General features: G+C 31.5%; 7 protein-coding genes, 1 rRNA gene and 1 riboswitch. All 8 genes read left to right on the plus strand.

Annotated elements, in window-relative coordinates; all coding sequences use genetic code 11:
- Positions 1–412 precede the first annotated feature (412 nt).
- Positions 413–3,340 carry an EAL domain-containing protein gene (locus EV214_RS15255; RefSeq protein ID WP_132247277.1) on the plus strand — a complete coding sequence of 976 codons (2,928 nt, stop codon included), beginning with the start codon at positions 413–415 and terminating at the stop codon, positions 3,338–3,340.
- Positions 3,341–3,502: 162 nt separating this feature from the next.
- Positions 3,503–4,990 carry a threonine synthase gene (gene thrC, locus EV214_RS15260; RefSeq protein WP_132247299.1) on the plus strand — a complete coding sequence of 496 codons (1,488 nt, stop codon included), beginning with the start codon at positions 3,503–3,505 and terminating at the stop codon, positions 4,988–4,990.
- A 271-nt stretch (positions 4,991–5,261) separates the two neighbouring features.
- Positions 5,262–5,347: riboswitch (cyclic di-GMP riboswitch) on the plus strand.
- Positions 5,348–5,471: 124 nt separating this feature from the next.
- On the plus strand, positions 5,472–8,225 hold the full coding sequence (locus EV214_RS15265; protein WP_132247279.1) for an EAL domain-containing protein: 2,754 nt from the start codon (positions 5,472–5,474) through the stop codon (positions 8,223–8,225).
- A 252-nt stretch (positions 8,226–8,477) separates the two neighbouring features.
- Entirely contained in the window at positions 8,478–10,466 is a 1,989-nt protein-coding gene (locus EV214_RS15270) for a toprim domain-containing protein (RefSeq protein WP_132247281.1), read from the plus strand.
- Positions 10,467–10,478: 12 nt separating this feature from the next.
- Positions 10,479–12,626: a DNA gyrase/topoisomerase IV subunit A gene (locus EV214_RS15275; RefSeq protein ID WP_132247283.1), complete on the plus strand. Its 2,148-nt coding sequence runs from the start codon at positions 10,479–10,481 to the stop codon at positions 12,624–12,626.
- Positions 12,627–12,894: 268 nt separating this feature from the next.
- A complete protein-coding gene (locus EV214_RS15280; protein WP_132247285.1) occupies positions 12,895–13,374 on the plus strand; it encodes a flavodoxin family protein in 480 nt (159 codons plus the stop codon).
- 164 nt (positions 13,375–13,538) lie between these two features.
- Positions 13,539–13,694 carry a zinc-ribbon domain-containing protein gene (locus EV214_RS15285; RefSeq protein ID WP_132247287.1) on the plus strand — a complete coding sequence of 52 codons (156 nt, stop codon included), beginning with the start codon at positions 13,539–13,541 and terminating at the stop codon, positions 13,692–13,694.
- 553 nt (positions 13,695–14,247) lie between these two features.
- A 16S ribosomal RNA gene (locus EV214_RS15290) occupies positions 14,248–14,338 on the plus strand; the annotation flags it as partial.

Consider the following 14,338-nt stretch of genomic DNA (forward strand, 5'->3'; position numbering starts at 1 on the left):
TGATATATTAAGGTGTTTACCGTTATATAATATACGGTGTAAGCCTTTCTTCATACTTCCATAGTTGCTAGATATAGCATATTCTCCAAGGACTCATCAGATCTTTTAGTCCTCTGTCTTCGCTTCTAGTCTTCCGAAATTAAATCTTTAAACATATCCTTTAAATATCCGTCTAGATCGCCTGAAGTGTTAATATTTACCATATAATTTGCTCATTTAGAGTATGATACATGAAAACACCCTACAGGGTAAGTTTTTTGTTACTTTGAGAAGGTGAGATAGTAGCATGCAAATTTTGTCAAAAAACATTGAAAAAACAGGAGAAAAATGATATACTGAATAAGTATAGGATTGGATTAATTGTAAAAATATAGCATGTGCATTGAAAAAAATAAGGGATAAGGGGAATTTTATGAAGAAATCAAAAAAGCCTATAAAAGAAAATGTAGTAAATCAATTCAAATTGATATATTTGCCCTTATTGATTGTCTTATTCACTACTTTTACGATGAGTATTTCAAGTTTTTATATAAGCAGAAATTTATTATTAGCACAAATGAAACAGGATGGCGTGAATCTTGTAAAGCAAGTAACAAATCAAATAGAAGGAAGTGATATCGCTTTAGATGTAATCAATGAAATATTAGAAGAAAAAATTAAAATAGCTGAGGAAATGATCATAAAAAATGAAAAGAATTTAAGTGATGAATTTTTAATGGAAATAAGTAAAGATTTACATATAGATGAATTGAACTGGATGAACGAAAAGGGAGAAATTTTATATACAACGATTGAAGCGTATAGAGGGTGGATTCCTTTTGAGGGACATGCATTACATGATTTTATACATAGTAAAGACCGAGAATTGATAGAGGCTATAAGACCAGATGTAAAGAGTGGAATTCCTAAGAAATATGGGGCGATGAAGAATAGCGCCGGTTATTTGGTTCAGGCAGGCATTTTAGCAGAGAATGTACAAAAATTAACAAAAACATTCAGTTATCAAACTTCAATTGAAGCATTGATGAAAAAAGAAAATATTGTTTATGCAACCCTTGTAGATAAAAATCTAAAAGTCATTGCAGATGGAGACCGGGAAGAAATTAGAATGTGCTATGATACGAATAAAGAAAAAGAGCTGAAGGAAGCACTAAAAGGGAAAATAAGCATGATTGAGTGGTGCTATGATAAGATCGATGCGAAAGTACTAGAAATTTTAGCCCCAGTGAATAAGAATGGAGAAATTATAGGCGTACTTGTCATAGGCCTTTCTATGAAAAGGGTTCATGATGCGGTTTATAGGATTTTTATCATATCATTCATGATTGCTTTGATTATGTTTTTATTGTTTTTATGGGTACAAAATAGAAATATTATCAAACCTGTAAATCGGTTAAACCAAAAGATCAATCAAATAGATGTGGAGAAAGATATAACGTATAGGCTTCAGTTAGTAGAGAAGGGTACTTTTTTTGGATTAACCATTTCTATGAACAACCTACTAGACAAAATGGCTAGCTATTTGTTCCAATTAAAAGAAAATCAAGAAGAATTAGAGGCATCTAATGAAGAACTTGTAGCAGCTTATGAACAGTTAACCGCATCGGAGGAAGAACTAAGGGCGCAATATGATGAAATACAAAGCTACACAGAGAAATTAGAAAATTTAAAACAAAGATATGCCATTGCCATTAAAGGGACCAATAGTGCTGTATGGGAAGTGGATATAAGTGATCAAACGGTTTATTTTTCTCACGAATTTAAAGAGATCGTAGGAAGAACTTTTAGCGAAAAAGTAGAGATCGATCAAATTGTTAAAGCGCTTTTTACAATAGAAGACCAACAAAATTTAATGGAAGCATTTTTAGCATATAAAAATGGTGATAGCGAAGAAATATATACCCAAGTAAGGATAAAAAATCAGGATGATAGGTTAAAATGGCTGTTAGTGCGTGGAAAAGGAATTTATGATGAACAACAAAACTTGAAGAAGATTAGTGGCATTCTTCTGGATATAACAGAGTTAAAGGAGCAAGAAGCATACATAAAAAAGCTTGCTTATAATGATTCTTTAACAGAGCTACCTAATCGCAGAAGTTTTTTAGAAAAGCTTGAGAAAGCCTTGCACAAAGATCAATCAGGTGCAGTTATGTTACTAGATTTAGATAACTTTAAAGAGATTAATGATACCTTAGGCCACACATATGGGGATAAGGTACTGAAAAAAGTGGCACGAGGTTTGAAACATATAAGAGATGAAAAAATGTTTCTATCAAGGTTAGGTGGAGATGAATTTCTTGTTCTGATAGAAGGGGAAGAGGATATTATAGAAATCGAAAATTATGCAAAGAAAATAATCCAGATATTTAAAGATAAATGCATGATAGAAAGCGATGAAATCTATATAAGTGCGAGTTTAGGGGTTACCCGATATCCTTCTGATAGCAATGAAGTGAGTCAATTGATTATGAATGCAGATATGGCTATGTATAAAGTAAAGGATATTGGAAAGAACAACTATATGTTTTTTAATAAAGAAATGATAGAAAATTTAAAGGAACAGATTCATATAGGAAAAATTTTAAGAGAGGCCATAACAGAAGATGGATTTAAATTGGTATACCAGCCGCAAGTGTGTACATATACTGGAAAAATTATAGGATTTGAAGCCTTGATAAGGCTAAAAAATCATAATATTTCACCTGATGTGTTTATAGAGGCAGCAGAAGAAAATGGTATGATTATTGAGATTGGAAGATGGGTTACAAAGGAAGCCATCAGCCAAATTGTAACATGGAAAAATAAGGGTTTGCCTGTAAAACCTATTGCCATTAATTTTTCAGCAAAACAGTTAAAGGATACAAATTATATTGCATTTTTAGAAAATACACTAAAAGAAAAGAATGTAGAAGTGAAGTATATTGAAATTGAGATTACAGAAAGTATATTTTTAGATGAAAAAGAAGAAACGATTGTATTTTTGAATCGATTAAAGAAGTTGGGGATAAAAATTGCGCTAGATGATTTTGGAACAGGCTATTCTTCTCTTAGTTATTTAACATTTTTGCCAGTGGATAAAATAAAACTAGACAAATCTTTATGTGATAAGTTCTTAGAAATAGAAAATATTGCAGTGATGGATAATATTATTTCCCTTGCGCATAGTTTAAATTTAGAAGTAACAGCAGAAGGGATCGAGGATATGGAGCAATATAAACGGTTGAAAGTGGCTAAGTGCAATTACATTCAAGGATATTTATTTAGTAAGCCAGTGGAAGCTTTAGAATCAGAGAAAATATATGGTGATAATTTTTTAGAGAAGATTAACGATAAGGCATAAAAAGCGTAGTAGCAGAAATAAAAGTTTTTATCGAATCATAGAGCAAGCCTATAATTATATTAAAAATGTCAATAAATTTAAATTTTCAGAACACATAGGCAATATTATTTGGTATACTATTACCTAAATATAATAATGTTGAAAGTATGGGGTGAAGAAGTAATGGTTGTAAAATATAAAAGCACAAGAGGCAATAATGAGAATATCACATCAGCAGAAGCCATTTTAAAAGGGTTATCAAAGGATAAGGGGTTATATGTTCCTCAAGATTTTCCAGTAATCGACAAAAACTTAGAGGCAATAAAGGATATGAATTATAAAGAAGTTGCTTTTTATATCTTAAACAAGTTTTTGAGTGATTACACGGAAGAAGAATTAAAAGATGCCATCGAAAAAGCTTATGATGATAAATTTGAAAATAAGAAAATTGCACCTTTAGTAAAAAAAAGCGGTATGTATTTTCTAGAACTTTATCACGGAAAGACTTTAGCTTTTAAAGATATGGCACTTTCTATCCTTCCGCATCTATTAACGAAGGCTGCAAAAAAATTAGGAGAACAAAAGAAAATCGTTATTTTAGCAGCAACTTCAGGAGATACAGGAAAAGCAGCCTTAGAAGGCTTTTCAGATGTGAATAATACGGAAGTAATCGTATTTTACCCAGCAAAAGGGGTTAGTGAAATCCAAAAGAGACAAATGATCACCCAAGAAGGGAAAAATACACATGTTGTAGATATAAACGGAAACTTTGATCATGCTCAAAGGGGTGTAAAAGAAATATTTAATGATGATGCATTTGGAGAAGAAATGGCTGCAAACAATCATGTCTTTTCATCTGCAAATTCTATTAATATAGGAAGATTAATCCCGCAGGTTGTGTATTATGTTTATAGCTATGTACAGTTATTAAAGCAAGGAGAAATAGCCTTAGATGAAAAGATTAATTTTGTTGTGCCTACAGGGAATTTTGGAAATATATTGGCAGGTTATTATGCGAAGAAAATGGGATTACCGATCAATAAATTAATCTGTGCATCTAATGAAAACAATGTGCTTACGGATTTTTTAAAAACGGGCATATATGATATTCAGAGAGACTTTTTAATTACAAATTCGCCATCTATGGATATTTTGATTTCGAGCAATTTGGAAAGACTGTTGTATGAGCTTTCAGATCATGATGAAGATTTGATTCGTAGTATGATGCATGATCTTGAGCGGAAGAAGAAATATACCATTACCCCTAGCATGAAAAAGAATCTAGAAGACTTCTATGGAGGGTTTAGCACAGAGGATGAAACATTACAAGCGATTAAGAAAGTATATAATGATGCAAATTATGTGATGGATACGCATACGGCAGTGGCTTATCATGTATATGAACAATATAAGAAAGAGACAAAGGATGCAAGCAAAACAGTGATTGTATCTACTGCAAGTCCTTATAAGTTTACAAAGAGCGTGATTGAGGGTTTAAAAGAAGGAAATACTGAAAATGATGAATTTGAACTTGTAAAGAATTTATCAACCCTTACAGGACTAAACATCCCACAATCAATAAAGGATCTAGATAAAAAAGAAATTTTACATGATCTAAAATGCGAAAAAGATGGCATGAAAGAGATTGTAAAGAAGATCTTAAATATTTAGTAGTTTAAAACCACTTGAATTACTAGCGAATTGAGTGGTTTTGTTTTGTGCGTCAATGCGCGATACCTATTGATTGAAGCATTACAGCGTGGAACAAAAACATACAGAAAAGTTAAAGAATCTTCAGTTAATTACATATATTGACATAATTACGGTTTTCCAGTATAATGAAATTAATACAGAATGATAAAGATAAGATGTTTGCTTATAAAAATATAATTGTGTATCAATAAATATAGTCTATAATTTTAATAAAGAAGATAAATTAAATAAATGATAATAGCAAACTTATTGAAAAATAAGGACGCAAAGCCACGGATCTAAGGGATATGATTCTATGATAGCCAGGTTGCCAAAAAATATATTTATGTTTGCAATTTTTTAAAGGCACCTATATTGAATAGATGTCTTTTTTAGTATAATTCAACGCATTAAATCTTACAGTGAAAAAAATGAAAAATTATAAAGGGGAATTAAAGATATGGATAAAAAATCAAAGCTACATCATGTATTAAGTCCTCCCATGAATATAGAAGATCATCCTTTTGTTATTTTAAAAGATGAGTATATTTTAAGCTGTAATGATTTAGCTTTAAATTTATTTCAGTATACTTCAAAAGAAGAGCTAATAGGGTTAAAGTTTTACCAATTAGTTTTTGATGAATTTGATAGAAAACGATTTAAAAGGAATATAACAAATAACATAACAAAAGCGTTTAAATGTACTTACTTTCGTAAGAACAATGAAAAATTTTTAGTGAATACAAAAGTTTTTACAAAAGGAACATCCATATATATTGTTATGAATCGGATAGATCAAGATGATCAAATACAGGATACGAGTAGAGAAATGAAAGATAGGTATAAATATTTATTTGAAAACCATAGAGATGTGATGCTTTTAATAGACCCTGAAACAGGAAGTATTATTGAATGTAATAAAAGCGCAGTTTCATATTATGGATATGAGGAAGAAATACTTTTAGGTATGAAAATTCAAGATATAAATATGCTAGAGGATCATGAAATTTATAAAGAAATGCAAATTGCAAAAAGAGAAGAAAGGAATCTTTTCTACTTTTCGCATAGACTAGCGAATGGAGAAATACGGGATACAGAAGTTTATAGTGTACCTATAAAATTAGAAGATAAGCAGTTATTGTATTCCATTGTTTATGATGTAACAGAAATGAGACTTCAAAAAACATTTTTTGAGCATCTGTTTAAAAACTCTCCTTTGGCAATCGTTATGCTGAATAATAAATATAGGATAATCGATATTAATGAAAATTTTAAAAAGCTTTTTCAATATGATTTGAACGATGTTAAAAGTAAGCAGATTCGAGAAGTATTATATTATGAAGATGTGGATAATACTAATTTTTGCAAGATGCTGGAGAAAGGAATTTTTGTAAGAAGAACTGGGAAAAGGAAAAAAAAGGATAATACGATGATAGATGTGGATATATTAATCTATCCGATCATTAATAATAGGCAACGAATAGGGATATTTGTTATATATACGGATAAAACAGAGAAAATGAAATATGAAAGGGAACTAAAGTTATTTGCAAAAGCACTAGAGAATAATACAGAAGGAATCATGATTACAGATAAAGAAGGAAGTATTTCATGGGCTAATGTTGCATTTACGCAAATAACAGGTTATTGCTTTGATGAAGTTATCGGTAAGAATCCTAGAATATTAAAATCAGATAAACATACGAATAAATTTTATAAACAAATGTGGGATGCAATCCTAAAAGAAGGGAAATGGAAGGGCGAAATATTTAATAAGCATAAAAATGGGCAGATTTATACTCAGTGGTTAAATATATATTCTATTAAAGATGAAAATAATCAGATCACGCATTTTACAGCAATTATTAGTGATATTACTGAAAGGAAGAAAAAGGAAGAAAAAATTGAGTATATGGCATTTCGAGATGCGCTTACAGGTCTTTATAATAGAACCTTTTTTATAAATCAACTGAATCATGAAATATCAAAAACTCAAAATGAAAATATAGCCATTTTATTTTTAGATTTAGATGATTTTAAAAGGATCAATGATACCTTAGGGCATTCTGTTGGAGATAAGGTTTTAAAGGAAGTTTCAGTAATAATCAAAAAATGCGTTAGAGAAATAGATTGGGTTGCTAGAATAGGTGGAGATGAATTTATGATCCTCCTGTCACAGCTTCAAAATAAAACAATGCCTAGTGATATAGCAAATTACATTATAAATGCGTTAAACGAACCCGTTCGCGTGGATAAAAAATCATTACGGATTTCAGTTAGTATCGGAATATCACAGTATCCTAAGGATGGGAAGGACGCAGAAACATTAATAAAAAATGCGGATATTGCCATGTATAAAGCAAAAGAAAATAAAAATACGGATAAAAAGCATAGCATGTTATTTCACCCGAGCATGGATAAAGAAGTCAACCAAGAGTTTTTACTATCGAATCATTTAAGATATGCCATAGAAAAAAAAGAACTTTATATATATTACCAACCAATAGTAGAGGTACATACAGAAAAAATCGTTGCGGCAGAAGCTTTACTTCGATGGAAACATCCTGAGTTTGGACTAATATCTCCTGAAGAATTTATACCAGTAGCTGAAAAAACTGGACTTATTAATGAAATCGGTAAGTGGGTACTTAAAAATGCATGTATACAAAATAAAAGGTGGCAAAATCAGGGGTATTCTTCGTTAACCATTTGTGTGAATATATCTGTCAATCAATTAAAACAAAAAGAATTTCCTCAATTAGTTGGAAATATTCTAAATGAAATAAATTTTGATCCAAAGTATTTAGAATTAGAAATAACAGAAAGCATTTCCACTGAGAATGTAGAGAATATTGAAAATATATTATATGATTTAAAAAGGTTAGGCATAAGCCTTTCTATTGATGACTTTGGCACAGGGTATTCTTCTTTAGCGAAGCTTAGACAGCTACCGATTTCAAAACTAAAAATAGATAAAAGTTTTATAAGCGATATTGATGATCAACTCACAAACATCCAAATCCCTTCAGCAATTATTGCAATGGCAAAAAGTTTAAATATAAAAGTTGTAGCAGAAGGGATTGAAACAAAAAAACAATTAGAATGCCTAAAAGATCTTGCGTGTGAATTTGGACAAGGGTATTTATTGAGTCCTCCTGTTGATAAAGATTCCTTTGAGAGAATACTCCATTTGCAGAGTTTAAAAGAAAAATAGTGAAAATTCAAGTAAGAAATTTTTGTACTATAGTCTTGAATAAATAATAAAGTATGTGATATCTTATAGATAAAAAGAAGTATTCAAAGTGAGATTTAATCGAATGCTTCTTTTTTTATTTGTAAATTAATTTTAAAAAAGAAGTTTTATAAAAAATAGAACAGAACAAATGTTTGACTAAATTTTTAAAAATGGTATAATACGGTTGTTCTATTGATAAAAGGTACATAAGAGATTAGCAGGAGGAACAGTATGAAGAAAAACCACGATTATGGCAATGAAAGCCTTTCAACACTAGAGGAAAAAGATAAGGTTAGATTAAGACCGGGCGTAATATTTGGTAGCGATGGCATCGACGGATGTCAGCATACAGTGATGGAGATCATAGGAAATAGCCGAGATGAAGCTACAGAAGGTTTTGGTGATTTGATAGAGGTTATTCGTTTTAAGGACCAATCGATAGAGGTAAAAGATCAGGGACGAGGGATCCCGATTGAGTGGAATCCAAAGGAAAAAAAATATAATTGGGAGATTGTGTTTTGTATTTTATATGGTGGTGGAAAATATGAAAACAATGGGGGAAGCAATTATCAGTTTAGTATTGGACTCAATGGACTCGGTACGGCTGCAACCCAATTCGCTTCTGAATATATGGATGTAACTGTTTTTAGAGATGGGTACGAATATGATTTACATTTTCAAAAGGGAGAGAATGTAACAGATCGTAAGAATGGATATAGGAAGACAAAATCTGACGATGGGCATACAGGAACCCATATTAAGTGGAAACCAGATTTAGATGTTTTTAATGATATTCATATATCGCTAGATTTTTTTCAAAGAGTATTGAAGCGGCAAGCCATTGTGAATAAAGGAATTACTTTTAAACTTTATGATGAGGAAAGTAGAGAAACTTACACCTATTTTTATGAAAATGGGATTTCAGACTATGTAGATGAATTTAGCGAAGAAACTAGTTTTACAAACCTTTCTTATTTTGAATTAGAAACTACTGGTCGTGATCGAGAAGATAAACCGGAGTATAAGGTGAAGTTAGAGCTTGCCTTTTGTTTTAATAATGAAAAGAACCTTTTAGAATACTATCATAATTCATCTTTCTTAGAGCATGGCGGTTCTCCTGATAAGGCGGTTAAGAATGCTTTTGTTTATGCGATTGATAAAGAGATCAATAAGGTTGGAAAATATAATAAGGGCGAAAAGAAAATTACTTTTCAAGATGTTGAGGACAGTTTAATATTGGTTAGTAATACGTATAGTACCATTACCTCTTATGAGAATCAAACCAAAAAGGCGATTACCAATATATTTATAAAAGAAGTGATGAATGATTTCTTAAAGGAAAATCTTGAAATTTACTTTATTGAAAACAAAATAGAGACAGAAAAAGTATTAGAGCAAATATTAGTCAATAAAAGAAGCCGTGAGAAAGCAGAGAAGACACGGATTGATATAAGAAAGAAGCTTAGTAAAAAAATAGACAATATTAGCAATCGGGTAAAGAAGTTTGTAGATTGTAGAAGTAAGGATAAAAATATACGGGAACTTTTTATTGTAGAAGGGGATTCGGCTCTTGGCAGTACGAAAATGGGCCGGGATGCAAACTTTCAAGCCATTATGCCGGTTCGTGGGAAGATTTTAAACTGTTTAAAGAGTGATTATGAAAAGATTTTCAAAAATGATATTATTACAGATCTCCTTCGTGTGATTGGCTGTGGGGTAGAAGTAAAGTCAAAGCATTTAAAGGATTTAATGGATTTTGATATGGAGAAGATGTCATGGAACAAATTGATTATCTGTACAGATGCAGATGTGGACGGGTATCAGATTCGGTGTTTGATCATTACCATGCTATATGTACTCACCCCTACGATGATTGAAGATGGATATGTATATATTGCTGAATCGCCTTTGTATGAGATCATCGATGGAAAAGGGAATAATCATTTTGCTTATACAGAAGAAGAGAAAAGCAAGATCATTAAGAAGTTAAGAGGAAATTTTAGAATCCAAAGGTCTAAGGGACTTGGAGAAAATGAGCCAGAAATGATGTGGGAGACGACCATGTGTCCAAATACAAGAAGACTTATAAAAGTGACACCAGTTGATGCAAAAGCTACAAAGGATGCATTTGAGCTATTTTTAGGGGAGAATCTTGCTGGAAGAAAGCAGTTTATAGAAGAATATGGATATAAATATTTAGATCGATCTGATGTGAGCTAGGAGAGAAAAATAATGACGAATGTAAAAAAAATGAATGTGATTGACACTATAGAAAGTAATTATATGCCTTATTCTATGTCGGTAATTGTATCAAGAGCATTACCTGAGATTGATGGACTAAAGCCATCGCATAGAAAGTTGCTATACACCATGTATAAAATGGGATTATTAAAGGGACAGAAGACTAAAAGTGCAAACATTGTAGGCCAAACCATGCGGCTAAACCCCCATGGAGATATGGCAATCTATCAAACGATGGTAAGGCTTGCAAGGGGAAATGAATCACTATTACACCCTTATGTAGAGAGTAAAGGGAATTTTGGAAAATGCTATTCGAGGGATATGGCTTTTGCAGCGCCAAGGTATACAGAGGCGAAGCTTGATAAAATCTGCGAAGAATTTTTTAGCGAGATCGGCAAAAATACCGTAAATTTTATACCAAACTATGATAATACAATGGATGAGCCTACATTATTGCCGACAACATTTCCAAATATTTTGGTCAATCCAAATCTAGGAATTGCTGTAGGGATGGCAAGTAATATTTGTAGTTTTAATCTAAAAGAAATCTGTGATGCCACCATTGGTTTGATTGAAGATGAAAATATAAATCTGATGGATTCTTTAAAAGCGCCTGATTTTTCTACTGGTGGAGAAATTATTTATAACGAAAAGGTTATGGAAAAGATTTATGAAGAAGGGAAGGGTACCTTTTACTTAAGAGGAAGGTATACTTATGATTGTGATAATCGGTGCATTGATATATTAGAGATTCCATATACAACAAATGCAGAAACCATTATTGATCAAATTACCGATTTAGTGAAATCCGGTAAAATAAAGGATATTACCGATGTAAGGGATGAGACAGATAAAAATGGATTAAAGATTACCATAGATATTAAAAAATCTACAGATGTTGAACAACTGATGCGAAAGATTTTTAAATATACAAAACTACAAGATAGCTTTAGCTGTAACTTTAATATTTTAGTAGGAGGTTATCCAAAGGTACTAGGGGTTAGAAGTATATTACTTGAGTGGATTGCCTTTAGAATGGGTTGTGTTAAAAAGGGACTACAATTTGATTATGGACGAAAATTAGAAAAACTACATCTACTAAAAGGTTTAGAAAAAATATTGTTGGATTTAGATCGGGCAGTACAGATTGTGAGAGATACAAAGAAAGACAAGGAAGTTATTCCGAACTTGATGAAGGGCTTTGAGGTAGATGCGGTGCAGGCTGAATTTATTGCAGAGATCAAATTAAGAAATTTTAATCAAGAGTATATATTCGGAAAAATAAAGGATATTAAAGATCTTGAGAAAGAATTAGAGGCACTCGATAAAACACTAAAGAGTGATAAAAAAATCAAAAGAATGATTGTAAAACAGCTTTTGGATGTTTCAAAGAAATATGGGAAACCAAGAAAGACAAAAATTACGAAAGAGACGCATATAGAAGAGATATGCTATGAAGATTTGATTGAAAACTATGATTTAAAGCTGTTTTTAACAAAAGAAGGCTATTTGAAAAAGATTTCTATGATAAGCTTAAGAGGAAATAATGAACAAAAATTAAAGGATGGAGATGGGATCCTACAGGAAATTGAGGCAAATAATAAGTCTGAAATATTACTCTTTAGCAATCAACACAAGGTATACAAAAAAAAGGTATATGAAATAGAGGATTGTAAAAGTAGTAGCTTAGGGGATTATTTAAAAAACCTCTTGGGACTTAGTGAGGATGAAAAAATTATTTACATGGTAGCCACCGCAGACTATTCTGGATATATGCTATTTTTCTTTCAAAATGGAAAATGTGCAAAAAACCCATTATCAAGCTATAAAACAAAGACGAATAGAACACAACTGCTTAATGCGTATGCAGATTCGGAAGAATTGGTAACGCTTATGGAAATAAAAGAGGATTTGGAATTAGTTGCAATCAGTAGTAAAAATAAGGTGCTTATATTCAACACGGATCAAATAGAAGTAAAGACAACAAGAAAATCTCAAGGAGTAGGGGTACTAATATGCCAAAGAGGGAGTACGCTTACAGAAATCAAAACACTAACAGAGGTACAATACAAAAAATTAGATGATTATAGAGATCATATTCCTGCTGTAGGTACTTCTTTGAAGAAAAAAGATAAGTGAAATTGAACCCCTTAAGAAAAAGAAACTTCCTTAAGGGGTTTTGTATTGGATAAAAAGGTTAAATGATCTTAAATTTAAGCGTAGATTTTCAAATAGCAAATCTATAAAAATTAAATGAAGTGTGTGCAAAGAATAAAATAAATAAATATTACATATTTTTACATGGATATTTGGTAAAATGTATGTAGGGATAAGAAAAAAATAAAGAGCAAGATGCGTGAACTTATTTTTGTGATCCCTTAGAATGATTATGAAAGGGGTATATACGATGAAAAGCTTAGTAATCTATTATTCTTTAGAAGGAAATACAAGGTTTGTTGCAGAGACAATAGCGAACGAAATGGGTGCGGATCTTTTAGTATTAAAACCAAAAGAAGATATTCCTTCAAAAGGTTTTATGAGATATTTAAAGGGAGGAAAACAAGTTGTTTTGAAGAAAAAACCTGAACTACTTCCTTTAGACAAAGACCCAGCAGCTTATGATGTGATTTACATAGGTAGTCCTGTATGGGCAGGAAGTTTTGCAGCAAGTGTCAACGCGTTTTTTTCTGCTATTAGTCTAAAAAATAAAAGAATCGCATTATTTTGTTGCCATAGGGGGGGGCTTGGAAGTATCTTTAAAAATTTTTCTAAAAATTTAGAAGGTAATGAGATCATAGGAGAACTAGAATGCAAAGAACCTGTCAAAACAGAAGAGAATATAAAGAGAATAAAGGCGTGGATAGATACTTTAAATACGAGAGGTTAAAAAATAAGAGTTAGACAATTTCAAATATTTTAAATATATTGACGAAGCTATTTTGAAATGATATATTGAAGTTGTACAGAATTAACATATGAAAACAATGCCCTCTGATCCGTAGAAGAAATTGTGTGCGCATGTTTAAATTAAATGAATTAGGAGGTGTAAAAATGGCAGATAAAACATTGGTTTGCCAAGATTGCAAGAAAGAATTTGTATTCACAGAAAGGGAACAGGAATTCTTCAAGGAAAAAGGGTTTGAGAGTGAGCCCAAAAGATGTATGGAATGTAGGAAAGCTAGAAGACAACAAAAAAAACCAAGATAGATATATAGATAAAAGGATGCATAAATGGTAAGGGGAATAAGGTTGCTGATAAATAGATCAGGAACCTTTGATTTTTTTTGTGGAGATACTCTTGACTTTCATAGAAATGGATGGTAAGATAATAAACGTTGCTTAAGAAAACGATAATTTGTCGTCGCTGAAGGATACAGAGAAAGAATAAAAAAAGTGTTTGACAGTGAAGAAGAAACATGGTAAGATAGACAAGTCGCTAAACGGCGATAGTTTTTAAAACTCAGTGGAAACTGAGGAGATTGAAGAAATCTGAAAAAACTATTTCGAAAAAGTAGTTGACAGATTCGACAAAAAATGATAAGATGATAAAGTCGCCAAATGGTGATGAAAAAAGTTTTGATCTTTGAAAACTACACAGTGTAAGAATTTAAGCCAGCACTTGACTTAAGTCAAGTACAATAAGTTCTAAGAACTTATAAGAAACAAAAATGAGCATTTTAGTTTTTTTATTTTGAGCAACGGAAGTTATGAGCGATAGCGAATAACTTTGTTGGCGAGATAAAAAAGTTGATAAACTTTTTATTTTAAGAGTTTGATCCTGGCTCAGGATGAACGCTGGCGGCGTGCCTAACACATGCAAGTCGAGCGAAGTTGTTTTAGAGCTTGCTTTA

It is taken from the genome of Marinisporobacter balticus, assembly GCF_004345705.1.
In the GTDB taxonomy this organism is placed as follows: domain Bacteria; phylum Bacillota; class Clostridia; order Peptostreptococcales; family Thermotaleaceae; genus Marinisporobacter; species Marinisporobacter balticus.